Raw genomic sequence first — 16,127 nt, forward strand, 5'->3', positions numbered from 1 at the left:
CTTCGCAGTCATATTCCGCAAGCGTTGTATTACGCACAGTCAATTGCCGAGGCGTTCAGCTTTTTCTCGCTTTTTGTCCTCACACAAACCGCAGAAAAGCGGGTTTTCAACACAGAACAAAAGCAATCGATAATGCATTTAGTCCCCGTGCGGGCATTGTCTATTAGCCGATTCCAGCAATTTCATTGTATGCCAGCTATAGTCGAGCATTTAACCCGGTAACTGGAACTGCCTTTGATGGCAGTGCATTTCAACCAGAACGCGGTACTCAGTATGAAGTCGGAGTCAAGGCAGATTTAAATGATCGACTGTCTGCGACACTTGCCTTTTATGACCTAACGCGCTCAAACGTCTTGACTAATGATCCTGTACTGAGTATGATAGCAGCCGATCGCATGACGTGAAGAGAGCGATCGCTATATTACTCACTAAGTATATTATCAGAGTCGATGCTAAGCGATGTCTAACGACAAGCCGCAACTCTTGCAGACACTCCGCGTAGCTTGCTTCAGCGCAAATACCACGCTAACTTTTCTGTGCGGATTCTTTCTTGTTCTGCCTTTTCTTCTGGTGTCAAATAGCGTAGGCATAGCCCACCGCAGCGAAAAGTCGGAGCGGCGGAAGCCGCCGCTCTGAACTTTTCAAGACAGGCATCGCCTCTCAAATTCTGGAAGTGAAGAACCAATACGGTGCGGATAACAACAGTGAAGGTGAAAGATTAGGGGTATGAGGAGAAAAATCTGAGCGCCGGCTGACGGCGTTGGTGCCGCAGCGAAAAGTCGAGCCAGTGCGTTTTTGTCGCCTTGCATCGGAATATTCTGGCGTGGAGCGGCGGGAACCGCCGCTCTGTTAGCGCAGCCTCTTCTCTACGAGAGGCTACGCCAACGACGCAGCGAAAAGTAAAAGTGTATCGCGTCGTTTCCCGCCGTTAGCGCAGCGGTAGCGAGTCCGCGAGCGTCTCTGAACTTTTCAAGACAGGCATCAGAAGCTGCTACACCGGCTTGAAATATATGGTTTTTAAGATTGCTCGACCATCTGTCGTTATTTCTGCATTCTTACAGGTCGCCAGAAGGGTTGACGAGCTTGATTCTGGATTGGCTTGGTTGCTTTCAATTTCACCGATGAAGTATCCAGACTCCTTAAGACGATTTAGTAACTCAAGCAATTCTTCTCGATTAACCTGTTTCCCCTGGAAGTCCTCAGCAAAAAAGCTAACATCTCGCTGCCCTTCTTCATCGTGTTTAATCTTATCGAGCAAGACGTAGACGATTTGATCCGGCAGGTTGTCTGTTGGTGTCAGATCAAGTGACATAGAATACTCCTAAAAATCCTAAACTAAATATTATTGTATAGTTGTTAATAATCTTTATCAACAAACGACTTATTATTAGCCAAGAATCTAAGCAGCATCTACCTCATAAACCAATTTATGATTGAAGAAAATTGTCAACAAACACTAAAACGTTGAGTTGAGCTTACTAACGAGAAGCAGCCACCACCAACTTCCTCCCTTTGCAAATAGGAATTGAGCGATCGCTCTGAACAGAGGAGCGATGGCCCAGATGATAAAAGCGATCGCTTAACAATGGCGCAAGAATTCTATGAATTGGCACTTTGGATTTAAACTTTACCCACAAGACTTAGCTGCTCTGCCTGTTATTGTTTTTTAGTTCGTCGAACTCACGTTAAACTGACAATCCCACCACCAGCCCACTTTTTTACACCGTCCCTTGTCTTTGTATATTCCCAACTTCTGACTCAGAATTTCCTTTGCTGTTATACTGAAACGCTCAACTTTGTTTGACAGAGGAGCGATCGCAGAAAACTTCAACTAACGCAGGTTCAAAAAGCAAGGTTATGATCATTAATGCATTAATCGAGCTTGAGTCTAATAATAAATAAGTTGGCACAAATAAACCTCCATACTGCAAAGACGATTAATTGCCGCTCTAAAGCAGTCAAAAACCATTGAACTATAGACTTTGGGCATGGACACTTGACTGTAACTTGGGTGCTACATCCAACCAAAATCAGCCGTTGTACAAACTTCTATAAGGATAATTGAAGTGACTAAGACTAATTCAGACTTTCTTTCCTCCAGTGATCCGGCGATCGCAGAGTTAATCAACGACGAACTACAGCGTCAGCGAGACCACTTGGAGTTGATTGCTAGTGAAAACTTTACCTCCGCCGCTGTACTGGCGGCTCAAGGTTCGGTACTGACAAATAAATATGCTGAAGGATTACCTGGTAAACGCTACTATGGCGGTTGTGAGTTTATCGACAAAATCGAGCAACTAGCGATCGACCGGGCTAAACAGATATTTGGTGCAGCTCATGCGAATGTGCAACCCCATTCTGGCGCACAAGCCAATTTTGCAGTCTTCCTATCGCTGCTAGAACCAGGGGACAAAATTATGGGGATGGATTTGTCTCATGGGGGACATCTCACCCACGGTTCACCTGTAAATGTTTCAGGTAAATGGTTCCAAGTTAGCCACTACGGTGTCAGCCAACAAACAGAACAACTTGACTACGACCAAATTCGGGAGCTGGCGCTGAGGGAGCGTCCTAAGCTGCTGATTTGTGGTTATTCGGCTTATCCCCGGATAATTGATTTTGAAAAGTTCCGTAGCATTGCTGATGAAATCGGCGCTTACTTTCTTGGCGATATTGCCCACATTGCTGGTTTAGTTGCTAGTGGTCTTCATCCCGATCCCATTCCTCATTGTCATGTAGTAACAACAACTACCCATAAAACTCTACGCGGCCCTAGAGGTGGCTTAATCTTGACCCGTGACGCAGAATTAGGTAAAAAGCTAGATAAATCTGTTTTTCCTGGCAGCCAAGGCGGGCCATTGGAACACGTAATTGCAGGTAAGGCAGTAGCTTTTGGAGAAGCCCTGAAGCCTGAGTTTAAAACCTATTCTGCCCAAGTGATTGAAAATGCTCGTGCTTTGGCAGAACAACTGCAAAACCGGGGTTTAAAACTAGTGTCAAATGGCACTGATAACCATTTAATATTGATAGATTTACGCTCTATCGATCTAACTGGTAAGCAGGCGGATCAGCTAGTCAGTACTGTGAATATTACTGCTAACAAAAATACTGTTCCCTTTGATCCACAATCGCCATTTGTTACCAGTGGACTGAGATTAGGTTCGCCGGCAATGACCACGCGGGGCTTGGGAGTAGCAGAATTTACCGAGATTGGTAATATTATTAGCGATCGCCTGCTTTCTCCAGCTTCCGACGTAGTAACCCAAGATTGCCGGCAACGGGTAGCAGCATTGTGCGATCGCTTCCCCTTATATCCTCACCTAGAAATTCCTGTACCAGCCCTAGCCTGAGATGAGAGTTAGGAGTTAGGAGTTAAGAGTTAGGAGTGATGAGTTTTAAGTTTTGAACTTCTAACTCTTAATACCAATTCTGTATGAAGATGTGCCTATGGGACTTACGCAAAACAACACCCTGTAGGGGCAATTCATGAATTGCCCATAATACCTTAAACAAAGCGCAACCTCAACATAGAATTGCTATAACTCCAAACTCCAAACTCCAAACTCCAAACTTCCAACTCCTAACTCCTAACTTCCAAGTCCTAACTATTCCTTCCAATGAGTGCAGAAATTATTTGTGTTGGTACTGAACTGCTGTTAGGAGATATCCTCAACGGCAATGCTCAATTTTTGGCGCAACAATTAGCGCAACTAGGTATCCCCCACTACTATCAAACAGTGGTTGGGGATAATCCAGAACGGTTGAAGCAAGTTATAGAAATTGCTATTTCCAGAGCGCAAATTCTCATTTTCACTGGTGGACTCGGCCCGACACCAGATGATCTCACCTGTGAAACAATCGCCGATTTTTTTAAAGTCCCGTTGGTAGAACGCTCTGACATCATCGAAGACATAATCCAGAAATTCGGCCAACGTGGTCGGGTTATGTCACCAAGTAACCGCAAGCAGGCTTTGATTCCCCAAGGTGCAGAAATTCTACCCAACCCCACTGGAACAGCACCCGGTATCATCTGGCAACCCCGTCCTGAAATCACGATTTTTACCTTTCCCGGTGTTCCCAGTGAAATGCATCCGATGTGGGAAGAAACAGCCGTCCCATTTCTCAAAAGTCAGGGTTGGGGTAAAGAAATTATTTATAGCCGGAGTTTAAAGTTTTGGGGTATTGGTGAATCTGCTTTGGCGGAAAAGGTTGCTTCCTATTTGAAGTTGCCAAATCCCACAGTAGCCCCTTATGCAGGTAAGGGGGAAGTAAGATTGCGAGTTTCTGCTAAAGCGAATTCAGAAGCAGCAGCAGAAGCCTTAATTGCGCCCATTGAGAAACAAATTAAAGAAATCGCCGGACTAGATTTTTACGGCATCAATGATAATACCCTTGCTTCCGTGGTCGGTCAGTTGTTGCTTGCATCAAAAGAAACGCTTTCAGTGGCAGAATCTTGCACTGGTGGCGGACTGGGGCAAATGTTAACTGAGATTTCTGGGAGTTCTGATTACTTTTGGGGTGGAGTAATTTCTTATGACAATTCGGTGAAGGTTGGGCTGCTGGGGGTTAACCAGGAAGATTTAGATAAATTTGGGGCGGTAAGTGCTACCGTTGCAGAGCAAATGGCAATTGGAGTTAAAACCCGCCTTGCTACAACTTGGGGATTGAGTATCACTGGTATTGCTGGCCCAACTGGAGGTACAGATACTAAGCCGGTGGGTTTAGTTTACGTTGGTTTGGCTGGGTCAAAGGATGAAGTAGCAAGTTTTGAGTATCAGTTTGGTACAGTGCGAGGACGCGCTCTAATTCGTCATGTGAGTGCAAATGCAGCGTTGGATAATCTGCGCCGGAAGTTGTTGACGAGGTAGCAGATATGTTAGTCTTGTCATACAAATGTATGACAAGAGAGCATAACGATGCGAATAAATGCCCGATTAGATGACGAGTCTGCTGACAAACTAGCCTATATTCAACAGCAGACTAATCAGGCAGTAACAGATGTGATTAAGTCTGCCCTTGAATTGTACTACCAACAACTTCAGCAGCAGCAAAAGAATCCTTTCTCAATGTTGACCCAAACAGGCTTTATTGGTTGCGGTGAGGCACATCCGGATCTGTCTGTAAATTACAAATCAATTTTGAGAGATGGCTTAAAAGCTAAGTATGGTTATCGTTGATACTGGCTTTTGGTTAGCATTGGCAAATCGCAATGACTCGTACCACACTCAAGTAATAATGGTACTTGCTAATCTCAATGAACCTCTGATGACGACTTGGCCTGTTGTTACAGAAACTTGTTATTTACTCTTAACAACAATGGGCGATCGCGCCCAAGTAAGTTTCATTAATAACTTATTTTTAGGGGTCTTTACGGTTTTTGATTTGCAACCCCATCATGGTAAACGTATTTGTGAACTGATAAAAAAATATGCGAACTTACCAATGGATCTTGCCGATGCTTCGTTAGTGGTTTTAGCAGAACATCTGGGGCATGGAAGAATTTTGTCTATAGATTTTAGAGATTTTAATGCTTACCGATGGAAAAACCACCATTCGTTTGAAAATCTGATTGAGTTGGAGGTTTAATCATGCAGCTATGAGCAAAACTCCCATCCTGCAACCAAATCACTCATATACTTTCAGAAGCTATTTTGAGATGGCATTCGAGCCAGAAGACATACTGGCTGAATTTGGCTATTCTTTAAAACGTTCCTCTCTCAATCAACAAAAGTCCAACATTGAATTAGACAGACTTGCAAATCTCAAATCTAGGATTGAGGAGAGTCTGCCATATATTAGTTTGACTAGTGAAGCAGCCCGCAGAGAGTTACTAATTGCCCCAATTTTATTGGATATTGTTCATTACACCCGCGCCCAACTTAGAATCGAATATCCTTTAATTGTTACAGAACAGTTAAAAGGTTCCCTTGACTATTATCTCCATGCAGACCATAACCTTTTAGTTGTGGAAGCTAAAAATGCTGATTTGGCAAAAGGTTTTACCCAGCTTGCTGTAGAACTGATTGCGATTGATGCGTGGACTGATTCTCAAGAGCCAAATTTACAGGGAGCTGTTTCTACAGGGGATATCTGGCAATTTGGTTTATTGAATCGAGAAAGTAAACAAATAACTCAAGACCTTAATTTATATCGTGTTCCTGCTGACATAGAAGATTTGGTTCGTATTTTGGTGGCGATACTGGGTTAAAGATGAAACACTATCACATTAATATTTTCTACAGTGAATCCCCATAAGACAATCATGCTTTTCAGCGATTTTGTGACTTAAAGGGAATTATGTCACACTTGGGTAAATTGATTTTTTACACAGTTCCCAAAATTAGGGACTTGCAAAAAATCAATTATTCCAAATTATTTGTGGATTTGTAAGGGCGCAAGGTCTTGCGCCCCTACTATGGGATATTTTTTTAACTGGAAGTCCCTTGCTATAGTTAAACTTTAGTCGTTATGTTTAATGCTTTGTTTAATAAGTAGTTAAGGTCTTTCCAATCACTACAAAACTCAGCAAACAAAGCTTCTATTGGCTTGCCTTCGCTCGAAGACTTTCCAATTAAATCAATTGCATGTTCTTTCATATCAATTTTTAGCTTGACACTAGAATGTCCCTCTACGCTAGTTACATCAACACTAAATAGAGTATTTTCTATGATTCCTGTACAACATTTACTGTCTTTGTCTCCTGTCCATCTTATATACGGAAAGTTTTCTTGACATTTTTCTAATAAGCTCAGTGTGCTTGTTTCCATTTTGTTTTCATAAAGCAGTGTTCTTTTTATACTGCCCAAACTAAAGCTAAAAGTTGCAACGCTGTTGTATAGGTTGTGGGCTACATGTGACAAAATGGAGATTATGCCCAGTACCCAAGTTCTAAAATGTTTAGCTGTATCATACTTAGTACTGGTGAGATTCTTTCTGATAACCTAGTTCAATTATTCCCACATCAACTTGTAAGTAACATCTGATACAGATAACTTGTAACCATCAGCTATCCCACTTCTACCCATCAGCACAATTAATCACGGGATCGCTTGCTGTATTCTTCACAGTTTGTTACAAAAGTACAAAGAACTTCTAGAGACTAAAAACCACATGTTCGGCGGACTTACTGGTTTACAAGATCCAAAAGGCACTGATTGGGGAGAGCGGATGCTCAACACAGTCGCCAGCCAAACGATTCGCCACCTGTTTAGCCAAAGCGAGTCAGTAGAAGTTTTTGTGCGCTGCTATCCCTCCAGCAAACTGTTGCAAGGCAGCATTGATAGCTTCAAAATGAGCGGTCGTGGCTTGGTAATTCGGAGAGATTTCGCAGTAGAGGAGATGTCTTTTGAAACCGATGCGGTTGCCATTGACTTCGGCTCGGTTTTAAAGGGCAAACTCAGTCTCAAGCAACCCACTCAAGCGATCGCTCAAGTAATTCTATCAGAAGCAGGCATCAACCAAGCCTTTAGTGCTGAACTGGTGAAAAAGCGCCTACTTAACCTCACCGTACCAGCCTTGACGGCATTATCTGGCGGTGAACCAGTCTCATTTACAGAAGTTCAGGTACAGCTATTACCTGAAAATCGCTTACAGCTTGTAGCAAAAGCAGATTTAAACAATGGCGAACTTGTACCCCTGAGCATGATTCTAACTATAGGCATTGAAAGGCGGCGGCGAGTTTCTTTCAAAGATCCGAAAATTGAACTTGACCAAGTGCCAGAAGCCCAACGGGAAATTTCGCAAACTTTGAGCGTGGCGCTGGTAGAAATTTTGGATAATATGGTTGATTTGGATCGTTTTGACCTTGATGGAGTGAAAATGCGGCTCAACCGATTAGAAACTGAAGGTCAAAAACTTATTTTCAGTGGATATGCTGAAATTGAACGTATTCCAAGTAGCACTTAATCTGAGAGTTTCACGTAAAAATACCAAATTTTTTTCAGATTTAGTCAGAAAAAATCTGCGAAATATGGCCTAAAAAGCGATGCCTAAGGCGGTCTACGCCTACGCACTATTTCATCCACAACCAATAAGCGATGCTAAACCCCTATATTCATTGACGATAGATGAGCGATCGCAGTCCATTATCTATAAAAACAGAAAGGCGTAGACGCGTAGCGGTGAGGGAGTCGCAGTCTTCTCTACGAGACGCTCCGCGTTGGCGAAGCCTCTCGCAGAGAAGGCGGTCCCCGTCGATTGCGTTAGCGCAAGCGGTTGCGACGTTCGCGTAGCGTCTCCCCTTGGGAGAAGGAGCCTCACCCCCGAACCCGAAGGGCTTGTCGTTAGACATCGCTAATCAGTGGATAATTAGGATATAGTTTATCCTTATATGAATGTTCCTTGGATAATAAACACAGATGTCTAAGATATTAGTAATCTCAGAACATATTGAAATTACTCCAGGTGTGTGTGGAGGTAAACCGCGCATTGCTGGACACCGAATTAGAGTAGAAGATATTGTTATTTGGCATGAAAGGATGGGGCTTTCCCCTGACGAAATCGTTTATCATTATCCCAGTATTACTTTAGCTGATGTTTATGCGGCTTTAGCTTATTACCACGATCATTTAGATGATATTAGACAACAAATTGCAGAAGGTGAAGCCTTTGTAAAAGAATTACAAGCTGAAACTCCTTCGATTCTGCAACAGAAACTAAAAAGTCGAGCGTGACACAGAAAATTCGATTCCATCTAGACGAGAATGTTAGTAATGCTATAGCAGAGGGTTTGCGTCGCCGTCGTATTGGTGTGACGACTACACCAGAAACAAGACTGATAGCTGCATCAGATGCAGAACAGGTTGCTTTTGCACTTTCTCAGAATCGGGTAATTGTTACTCATGATGATGACTTTCTGGTGCTTCATCAAAGTGGTGTTGTCCACTCAGGAATAACTTACTGCGCTCAGAACCGCCGCTCAATTGGTGAAATATTGACGAGTTTAATTTTAATCTGGGAAGTTCTTGAGCCTGAAGATATGAAGAATCAACTTGAATTTCTGTGAAAGATGTGATTGGTTTTATTCAAATGTAAAAAAGCGATACCTACGGGGGGCTACGCCTACGCTCCATCTCATCCACAACCAAAAACAAGCGATACCTACGGGGGCTACGCCTACGTACTTTGGATAGTCATAAGGGCGATCGCTCTATTTCATCCATAACCAAAAACAAGCGATCACGTCCTCATAACTATATCAATGCCATATCAAACAGCAATCGCCTTTCAATTCAAACTTCAAGAGTGATCACTTACTTACTTCATTGAAAATAGCTACAAATTTTAAATTCAGTCCCAAATTATCAAAACAGAATAAAAGCATCAGTCGTCAGAATTGAGCATTAATTCTGACGACTGGTAGATAAATAAACGGCGTTTTTGCACCCCCACTTCAAAGATTTAGTGGTCTTCAAGACCTTCGCGGACTTATAAAGGGGGGTTAGAGGATCTTTTTGCGTCAGTTCAAAACTATCTATCTTCCCACACCTACATATTGGAATCCAGCCCGGATGAGTGTTTCGGGGTCGAGGAAGTTGCGACCGTCGATGATAACGGGGTGGGCCATCAATTTTGCCATCTTCACATAGTCGAGAGTGCTGAACTGCTGCCATTCGGTAACGAGTACTAAAGCATCGCAGCCGTCAGCTAGTCTTTCGGCATCGGTTTCTACTAGCACACCGGAAAGCCCATGACGTAAACCTGTTTGGGAAACTATGGGGTCGTAGGCTTTGACTTTGGCTCCCAGTCGGTTTAGCTGCTCAATTAAGTTGAGTGCTGGGGCATCGCGCAAGTCGTCGGTATCTGGCTTGAAAGTCAGTCCGAGTAGTCCGACTGTTTTGCCTTTGAGAATTTTCAGAACTTGTTGGAGTTTCTCCAAAGCAATCAACCGCTGACGTTCGTTAACACTGACAGCGGATTTCAGTAGCTGGGCTTCATAACCATAGTCATCAGCAGTGTGAATCAGGGCGGAGACATCTTTGGGAAAGCAAGAACCGCCCCAACCAATACCAGCTTGTAAAAACTTGTTACCAATGCGGGAGTCTAGACCAATACCTTTGGCTACTTGGGTGACATCAGCACCGACGCGATCGCAAATATTAGCAACTTCGTTAATAAAACTAATCTTAGTGGCTAAAAAAGCATTAGCGGCGTATTTGATCATCTCCGCCGAACTCAGGTCTGTTGCCAGAATTGGCACAGGGGGTAAAGATTGATCCTCAGCGTACTTGCGTTCCACAATGGGGGCATACAGTTGTTGCATTAAGGCTACTGCCCTTTGACTATTGCCTCCTAGTACAATGCGATCGGGGTTGAAGGTGTCGTGAACTGCCGAACCTTCGCGCAGAAATTCTGGATTGCTCACTATATCAAACTCGGCTGCAAACTCAGGTAATTTCTGATCATTCGGCACTCCACCTGCGAGTATCAGTGTTTTTTGCCGCTCTGCAATCCCATCTAGAACAAGCATCCGCACCCAGTCACCTGAGCCAATGGGTACTGTAGATTTATTCACTATCACCTTATAACCACCGTTAAGATTTTCCCCAATCCCACGGGCTACAGCTTCGACATAACGAGTATCACTTTCACCAGTAGGTAAAGGTGGTGTTCCTACAGCAATAAACAGAATTTCTCCGTGAGAAACTCCAGCAGCGAGATCACTAGTAAAATGAATCTTCTCTGTTTGAATGGCAGACTGCATAATTTCTGAGAGTCCCGGCTCAAAAATTGGGGACTGCCCAGACTTCATTAACTTAACTTTTTCTTCGTTGTTGTCTACGCAAATTACATCATGTCCAATATGAGCTAAGCAAGCACCTGTAACTAAACCAACGTAACCAGTACCAATCACGCAAACACGCATTTTTTAACTCCTCGCTTTTTTAGGGTTAGTCTTCAAAAAGAAGTTCTCAATATAACACTTACACACTGGCAGTAAACTCAGCCACCAAGCATACTTGCTACCGATAGGGTGAGCCTGCATGAAAATTCAGAGCGACGCTAGGCGTCACTCAGGTGGTTGAATTATTGACATCACTTTGAATGCGATCGCGAAAATCTTCTATTGTCAGTTTTAACCCTTCTTGCAGAGGAATGGTAGGTTCCCAATTTAACCAAGTTTTTGCCTTTGTAATATCAGGCTGGCGACGCCGGGGATCGTCCGAAGGTAGTGCCTCGAACTTAATCTGCGCGTCCGGGTTGATCATATTTTGCACAGCTTGTGCCAATTGTAAAATCGTGTATTCACCAGGATTGCCCAAATTTACTGGGCCAATGTAGTCGCCATTCATTAGGCGGATGAATCCTTCTACCAAATCGGAAACGTAGCAGAAACTACGAGTTTGCGAACCATCTCCGTACACGGTTAAAGGATTACCCCGCAAGGCTTGAACTATAAAGTTGCTCACCACCCGACCATCGTTTTCTAACATTCTTGGCCCGTAGGTGTTAAATATCCGCACAACTCGAATATCAACTTTATTTTGTCTGTAGTAATCAAATGCTAAAGTCTCAGCAATTCTTTTACCTTCGTCGTAGCATGAACGTATCCCAATGGGATTGACGCTACCCCTATACTCTTCAGTTTGGGGATGAACTTCTGGATCTCCGTATACTTCACTAGTTGAAGCCAAGAAAAACCTAGCTTTTACACGTTTAGCCAGCCCCAACATATTTAGTGTTCCCATTACGTTAGTTTTAACGGTTTTAACTGGGTTGTACTGGTAATGTACTGGTGAAGCAGGACAAGCTAAATGATAAATTTGATCCACTTCTAACCGAATTGGTTCGGTAATATCGTGGCGGATCATTTCAAAGTACGGATGACCTAACCATTTAAGAATGTTGCGTTTATGACCAGTGTAAAAATTATCCAAGCATATTAATTCATGCCCAGCAGTCATTAGTCGGTCGATGAGATGGGAACCAATAAACCCAGCACCGCCCGTCACCAAAATTCTCATAGGTTTCCCAGTTACTTACAAATATTTTCGGTAGCTATTGCACTTACTTTTAGATTACCCAGCTTGGGGACAAAAATACAAAACGAAAAAAAGACCAAGGCTCAATCAATAAGTGTTATTGAACTAACTTATTTTTCTTTGGTTGTAGTTTTGTGGTATTTTTACCTACTTCTTTAAGAATTTAACTAGTAAAATAACAAACATTGTTTGAAAATTGTCAGTCTTTTAGCTAAAATTCATCAAATCTTCAATAATATAAAGTATTTTTACGATTATTACTTACTGTTCTAATTGTTGAATACAAAGATGCAGGGAGTAGGTTGAGACTCACGCAACTTTAAGAGCTTACCATTACCTAAATTTTTCTAAGAGTCAAGGTGTTGTGGCGTTTACCAACATCCATCCTGTACTTAAATGCAGAGGCTTATCTCATTTCACGAAATTCCTCCTACAAAACCTTGATAGGGGCGTAAAGTTGTGCATCCCTACAGCGATACGCTTGGGTTAAGAAAATTCCTCAGTATAGGCAGGCTCTTGAGGTAGGGGAAGAAAAATAGGCTTATCCCAAGCGTATTGATCCCTACAGCCGATTGATTTGTTGCAAAGATTTTTGTCAAGGCGATGCAGAACGCGAGTGCGTCTTGTTGAGTTGGCGGGCTACGCCAACGCAGCCCAAGTCCACGTGAGTGGACTGAACTCTGCCTTATATCATACAGCAGATGTAATGCTGGTAACCGTGTTAGACATAACTACATTTGTAGTTTGAGGACGTTGCGGTTCTCCAAGCATGACAATGGAGCAGGTGAGTTGTCTGGCTAACTGAGTTGTGACATCGCTAATGGCTAACCCTCCAGGACTGGTCCGATTACGTATGAAAGGTAAAACGACTAAATCATATAATCGTGCTGCCTGCAAAATTGCTTGGGCAACATTTTCATGAGCGATAATTTGAATTTCTGGGGCATTGGCCAAAGCTAATTTAGATACCAATAGGGAGAGATGCGATCGCCTCCAAGCAATTTTACTGGAACTAGTGCGGCGATCGCACACATTTAGCACAGTAATGTGACTCTGATTTGCCTCTGCCAGCATCTGGGCAAATTGTACAGGCTGTAATGTCGGTGCTGTTAAATTTTCTATTGGTACTAAAATGCGCTGAATTTTTTTCGGTGATTCTACTAGACGTGTCACCGCTACTGGACAATGGGATGCCCAAAGCACACCATCAATCACATTCCCAAATAAACGCGCTCGCAACCCAGTCCGTTTACCCCAACCCATAACAATTAAATTAGCCTTTTGTTCGCGAGCAGCTCTGCTAATTCCTTGAGCAAAGGCATCATCAATTCGCAGCACTGGTTCTGCGGCCACGCCCAATACTCGACTTTGTGCCGTGGCTTTGGTTAATAACCGTTCACTCCGTTGTAGAGACGCTTCTAACTGCGGTGCATCCATGTGAGCAGCAGCAGTAGCTATCGCTAACGGCATAATTTTGCCCTGAGATTGACGCGCTAATAACGCCGCCATTTCAATCAAATACTGCTCGGTCTGAGGATTATACACAGGTACGACTATAGTAAAAGCACTGTCTGTTTCTGGTGCTTTTTGGTCAGGTAGGGGTGGTGCTGAATCTTCGGCTGGTGAGGAATTCAAACCAACAGCTATTCGACTGGTCATTAACGGCCCCAAGGTTGATGTGACAAGCATTAAGACAATGACGCTGTGTAATACTTCTAGTGGTAGCAACCCAGCCCGATATCCCACCAAGGTTGCTGCTAACGTTGTACTAACCTGGGGAAGTGATAGCGACCACATGGTTAGCATTTCTTGCCAGTTATAACGGTAAACCAGTTTTGTCAACAAAGCTGCAATCAATTTACTGACAATCAAACCGACTATCATCAACAGCGTTAACTTGAGCGTGTCCAGGTTGTTCACAAAGGCGGGTAAATTGATCAGTAAGCCAACGTCAACAAAGAAAATGGGAATGAACAGCACACTGCCAATAAATACCACCTTTTCTTTGACTGGGCCTTCACCCACAGCTTCATTCACCGCCAAACCCGCTAAAAAAGCACCAACAATTTTTTCTACCCCCATCAATTGAGCACCCACAGCCGCCAGAAACACAGAAAGCAACACAAACAAAAACTTGTTTCCTTCGTCGTCTCCAGACCGCTTGAAAAATTCTTTGCCTGCCCAATCAAAGCCTGTGACAACGGCAACAGAGTAAATAATTAACCAACCTGACAAGGTGAGTAGTTTAGCAAAGCTGAATGTTCCAGCATGAGCGACGGCTACACAAACGGCTAAGATCAGCACTGCGCCAATATCTGTAAAAATCGTAGCTCCAATGGTGATAGTAACAGCTTCGTTATTTACCACTCCCAAACGACTGATTATGGGATATGCCAAAAGGGTATAGGAAGCAAATAAAGAGCCAATTAAGATTGAAGTATTCCAGCCATAGCCTAAAATCACCCCTACTAAGGTTCCCATCACCAGGGGTAGACTAAAAGTCAAGCTAGCAAATCCAAAGGCGCGACTTTTTTGTCGGCGAAACTGTTCTAGATCAACTTCTAACCCTGTGACAAACAGCAAGTAAATTAACCCAATGTCTGATAGCAGGTTAATCATCGGCGAGTCATACGGAAATAGATTCCAGCCTGAAGGCCCAAGTACTAGCCCTGAGAAAACCAAACCCACTAATCCTGGTAATCTTAGCCGCTCAAATATGATGGGTATAACTAAGATGACCACCAGCAAAATAGCAAAGGGAACAATTGGTTCTTTGCCAAGAACTTGGGAAGTTGGTTCCAGAACAAGAACTTGTGATATGAGTTCCATAGGTAGGAATTGAAGGGGCTATGGTAAAACTGCGATTACCTTGGGGGCGATCGCCTGATCGATATAAATAAATAGAGAAGCCACCTGACGAAAAATCAAAAATCTGAACTTACACTAACTAGCAGGTTGTCGGAGAACTAACTACCTACGGGTGGATTTGACTCAAAATAAACCGCAAGCGATCGTAGTCGTCTTTTAATAGCACGCTCAGGCTACGTCCAGCTTTAATTAGCCATTCTCGGTCAGCTTTGCGTAACTGGTATACATCTCGAATGGCAGCTGCGGTCAAAGACTCTATTGGCGCACCGTTAATACAAAGCAGGGTCCGCAAAAAATCTAGTTCTTCAGTAAATTTAATGATCGCTTCTGGTTCACATCGATAAACAGCTTGATGAATTTGCGGGGGACGGGGTGGTAGATACTGATATATTCTTTGGTTATAACCTCGATTCTGAGAAGACTGCTCAAATCCCACGATCGCAGCCCGGAATTCAGTTCTAAGCATGGCAAATATCTGGGGTTGTTCCTCACGTAAGTCTTGCAAAGACAACCCCAAAGCTCTAGCTCTGTGTACGGAATCTATGGGCATCGTTGTGGCATAATATACCACACCGTACACTTGATTGCCCGATTCTTCATCTACAGAACAGACCCAACTACCAAAAGGTGGCATAGAGGGAAAGCTCAAATCTTCTGGTTCCAAACACTGAGCCAAAAATTCGGTACTAGTAGTCTCAATCACCTCCGCAATGTGGTTGGGATGGCGATCGCCAGTAGCAAACTGTGGTAGGGGGAGGCGCATAGTAATTTAGTCATTAATCATTGGTCATTAGTCATTAGTCTTTGCCAAATGACAAAGGACAAAGGACTAATGACTAATCTTATTTGGCTTTTTTACGTCCGGCTGTGGTCTCTACGAGTTCCAATTCGCTCAGGCGGAAGGTAACTAATTTATCCCAGTTACCACCTTCAAATAATACGGCTACTTTGCCATCACTCACCCGTTGCACGAGTCCTTCGTAACGATAATAGGTATCTGCGGGATTCTTGACGCGAACAGTTGCTCCAGGCAGGATCATGTTTTTAGCCTCGCTTGTTTCCTTTTAATAGCTTAATACTTGTTAATAGTCATTGGTCATTTGCAAAGGACAAATGACGAATCAAACCGCAACGCGAGAGTCATTAGTCATTAGTTATTAGTAAGAAAGTCCTTGAAATACCACGCCCACTCTTTAACTGGTTTGAATTATTCTGATATAAGAAAGTTTTTTTCGCCCACCAGGGGTGAGGTATGTACCAAAAACTCTTGTATCTTTG

18 protein-coding genes and 1 pseudogene are annotated in these 16,127 nt (G+C 43.2%); 10 read left to right on the forward strand and 9 right to left on the reverse strand.

What is annotated here, in order from left to right; genetic code table 11:
* Positions 1 to 111 precede the first annotated feature (111 nt).
* Positions 112 to 368, forward strand: a pseudogene (locus V7K85_RS19695) (TonB-dependent receptor domain-containing protein); the annotation flags it as partial.
* Positions 369 to 508: 140 nt separating this feature from the next.
* Here V7K85_RS19695 and V7K85_RS19700 read toward each other — a convergent pair.
* Both V7K85_RS19700 and V7K85_RS19705 read right to left on the reverse strand, forming a co-directional pair.
* The gene (locus V7K85_RS19700) at positions 509 to 664 is read right to left on the reverse strand and encodes a hypothetical protein (RefSeq protein WP_334815721.1); all 156 of its coding nucleotides are present in this window, start codon (positions 662 to 664) and stop codon (positions 509 to 511) included.
* 327 nt (positions 665 to 991) lie between these two features.
* Positions 992 to 1,312, reverse strand: a complete 321-nt coding sequence (locus tag V7K85_RS19705; protein WP_334815723.1) for a hypothetical protein — start codon at positions 1,310 to 1,312, stop codon at positions 992 to 994.
* A 754-nt stretch (positions 1,313 to 2,066) separates the two neighbouring features.
* Between V7K85_RS19705 and glyA the strand changes: the two genes are divergently transcribed.
* The 5 genes from glyA to V7K85_RS19730 all read left to right on the forward strand — a co-directional run bounded on the left by glyA (position 2,067) and on the right by V7K85_RS19730 (position 6,208).
* Complete coding sequence (gene glyA, locus V7K85_RS19710) at positions 2,067 to 3,350, forward strand: serine hydroxymethyltransferase (RefSeq protein ID WP_334815725.1); 1,284 nt, start codon at positions 2,067 to 2,069, stop codon at positions 3,348 to 3,350.
* Between the two features lie 267 nt (positions 3,351 to 3,617).
* Positions 3,618 to 4,868, forward strand: coding sequence for a competence/damage-inducible protein A (locus tag V7K85_RS19715; RefSeq protein ID WP_334815727.1), 1,251 nt, complete (start codon positions 3,618 to 3,620; stop codon positions 4,866 to 4,868).
* Positions 4,869 to 4,916: 48 nt separating this feature from the next.
* Complete coding sequence (locus V7K85_RS19720; protein ID WP_334734290.1) at positions 4,917 to 5,177, forward strand: CopG family transcriptional regulator; 261 nt, start codon at positions 4,917 to 4,919, stop codon at positions 5,175 to 5,177.
* Positions 5,164 to 5,586: a PIN domain-containing protein gene (locus tag V7K85_RS19725; RefSeq protein WP_334815729.1), complete on the forward strand. Its 423-nt coding sequence runs from the start codon at positions 5,164 to 5,166 to the stop codon at positions 5,584 to 5,586. Before V7K85_RS19720 ends, V7K85_RS19725 begins: the two co-directional genes overlap by 14 nt.
* A gap of 10 nt (positions 5,587 to 5,596) precedes the next feature.
* The gene (locus V7K85_RS19730; RefSeq protein WP_334815731.1) at positions 5,597 to 6,208 is read left to right on the forward strand and encodes a hypothetical protein; all 612 of its coding nucleotides are present in this window, start codon (positions 5,597 to 5,599) and stop codon (positions 6,206 to 6,208) included.
* Between the two features lie 244 nt (positions 6,209 to 6,452).
* On the opposite strand, the gene V7K85_RS19735 is transcribed toward V7K85_RS19730, so the two are convergent.
* On the reverse strand, positions 6,453 to 6,767 hold the full coding sequence (locus V7K85_RS19735; protein ID WP_334815733.1) for a hypothetical protein: 315 nt from the start codon (positions 6,765 to 6,767) through the stop codon (positions 6,453 to 6,455).
* Positions 6,768 to 7,110: 343 nt separating this feature from the next.
* Between V7K85_RS19735 and V7K85_RS19740 the strand changes: the two genes are divergently transcribed.
* A complete protein-coding gene (locus tag V7K85_RS19740; protein WP_334815735.1) occupies positions 7,111 to 7,905 on the forward strand; it encodes an LmeA family phospholipid-binding protein in 795 nt (264 codons plus the stop codon).
* A gap of 148 nt (positions 7,906 to 8,053) precedes the next feature.
* On the opposite strand, the gene V7K85_RS19745 is transcribed toward V7K85_RS19740, so the two are convergent.
* A complete protein-coding gene (locus tag V7K85_RS19745) occupies positions 8,054 to 8,290 on the reverse strand; it encodes a hypothetical protein (protein WP_334815737.1) in 237 nt (78 codons plus the stop codon).
* 67 nt (positions 8,291 to 8,357) lie between these two features.
* On the opposite strand from V7K85_RS19745, the gene V7K85_RS19750 reads away from it, so the two are divergent.
* The 3 genes from V7K85_RS19750 to V7K85_RS19760 are packed head-to-tail and all read left to right on the forward strand — an operon-like array spanning position 8,358 to position 9,163.
* Positions 8,358 to 8,672, forward strand: a complete 315-nt coding sequence (locus tag V7K85_RS19750; RefSeq protein WP_334815739.1) for a DUF433 domain-containing protein — start codon at positions 8,358 to 8,360, stop codon at positions 8,670 to 8,672.
* On the forward strand, positions 8,669 to 9,004 hold the full coding sequence (locus tag V7K85_RS19755) for a DUF5615 family PIN-like protein (protein WP_334815740.1): 336 nt from the start codon (positions 8,669 to 8,671) through the stop codon (positions 9,002 to 9,004). The genes V7K85_RS19750 and V7K85_RS19755 overlap by 4 nt, the downstream gene beginning before the upstream one ends.
* Before the next feature lie 9 nt (positions 9,005 to 9,013).
* Positions 9,014 to 9,163, forward strand: a complete 150-nt coding sequence (locus V7K85_RS19760; protein WP_334815742.1) for a hypothetical protein — start codon at positions 9,014 to 9,016, stop codon at positions 9,161 to 9,163.
* A gap of 309 nt (positions 9,164 to 9,472) precedes the next feature.
* Here V7K85_RS19760 and V7K85_RS19765 read toward each other — a convergent pair whose 3' ends face one another.
* From V7K85_RS19765 to V7K85_RS19785, 5 genes are all read right to left on the reverse strand, one after another.
* The gene (locus V7K85_RS19765; RefSeq protein WP_334815744.1) at positions 9,473 to 10,864 is read right to left on the reverse strand and encodes a UDP-glucose dehydrogenase family protein; all 1,392 of its coding nucleotides are present in this window, start codon (positions 10,862 to 10,864) and stop codon (positions 9,473 to 9,475) included.
* A gap of 148 nt (positions 10,865 to 11,012) precedes the next feature.
* The gene (locus V7K85_RS19770) at positions 11,013 to 11,963 is read right to left on the reverse strand and encodes a UDP-glucuronic acid decarboxylase family protein (RefSeq protein WP_334815746.1); all 951 of its coding nucleotides are present in this window, start codon (positions 11,961 to 11,963) and stop codon (positions 11,013 to 11,015) included.
* A 708-nt stretch (positions 11,964 to 12,671) separates the two neighbouring features.
* Entirely contained in the window at positions 12,672 to 14,810 is a 2,139-nt protein-coding gene (locus tag V7K85_RS19775) for a cation:proton antiporter domain-containing protein (protein WP_334815748.1), read from the reverse strand.
* A 145-nt stretch (positions 14,811 to 14,955) separates the two neighbouring features.
* Positions 14,956 to 15,612 (reverse strand): HAS-barrel domain-containing protein, encoded by a 657-nt coding sequence (locus V7K85_RS19780; protein ID WP_334815750.1) that lies wholly within the window; start codon positions 15,610 to 15,612, stop codon positions 14,956 to 14,958.
* Positions 15,613 to 15,691: 79 nt separating this feature from the next.
* Complete coding sequence (locus V7K85_RS19785) at positions 15,692 to 15,889, reverse strand: NAD(P)H dehydrogenase subunit NdhS (protein ID WP_094351697.1); 198 nt, start codon at positions 15,887 to 15,889, stop codon at positions 15,692 to 15,694.
* Positions 15,890 to 16,127: the final 238 nt, after the last annotated feature.

Source organism: Nostoc sp., from assembly GCF_036917615.1.
GTDB lineage: Bacteria > Cyanobacteriota > Cyanobacteriia > Cyanobacteriales > Nostocaceae > Nostoc.

Coding starts and splice junctions, on each gene's coding strand:
- V7K85_RS19705 (WP_334815723.1), bottom strand. CDS start 1,312: ATGTCACTTGATCTGACACCAACAGACAACCTGCCGGATCAAATCGTC.
- V7K85_RS19715 (WP_334815727.1), top strand. CDS start 3,618: ATGAGTGCAGAAATTATTTGTGTTGGTACTGAACTGCTGTTAGGAGAT.
- V7K85_RS19720 (WP_334734290.1), top strand. CDS start 4,917: ATGCGAATAAATGCCCGATTAGATGACGAGTCTGCTGACAAACTAGCC.
- V7K85_RS19725 (WP_334815729.1), top strand. CDS start 5,164: ATGGTTATCGTTGATACTGGCTTTTGGTTAGCATTGGCAAATCGCAAT.
- V7K85_RS19730 (WP_334815731.1), top strand. CDS start 5,597: ATGAGCAAAACTCCCATCCTGCAACCAAATCACTCATATACTTTCAGA.
- V7K85_RS19735 (WP_334815733.1), bottom strand. CDS start 6,767: ATGGAAACAAGCACACTGAGCTTATTAGAAAAATGTCAAGAAAACTTT.
- V7K85_RS19740 (WP_334815735.1), top strand. CDS start 7,111: ATGTTCGGCGGACTTACTGGTTTACAAGATCCAAAAGGCACTGATTGG.
- V7K85_RS19745 (WP_334815737.1), bottom strand. CDS start 8,290: ATGTCTAACGACAAGCCCTTCGGGTTCGGGGGTGAGGCTCCTTCTCCC.
- V7K85_RS19750 (WP_334815739.1), top strand. CDS start 8,358: ATGTCTAAGATATTAGTAATCTCAGAACATATTGAAATTACTCCAGGT.
- V7K85_RS19765 (WP_334815744.1), bottom strand. CDS start 10,864: ATGCGTGTTTGCGTGATTGGTACTGGTTACGTTGGTTTAGTTACAGGT.
- V7K85_RS19770 (WP_334815746.1), bottom strand. CDS start 11,963: ATGAGAATTTTGGTGACGGGCGGTGCTGGGTTTATTGGTTCCCATCTC.
- V7K85_RS19775 (WP_334815748.1), bottom strand. CDS start 14,810: ATGGAACTCATATCACAAGTTCTTGTTCTGGAACCAACTTCCCAAGTT.
- V7K85_RS19780 (WP_334815750.1), bottom strand. CDS start 15,612: ATGCGCCTCCCCCTACCACAGTTTGCTACTGGCGATCGCCATCCCAAC.
- V7K85_RS19785 (WP_094351697.1), bottom strand. CDS start 15,889: ATGATCCTGCCTGGAGCAACTGTTCGCGTCAAGAATCCCGCAGATACC.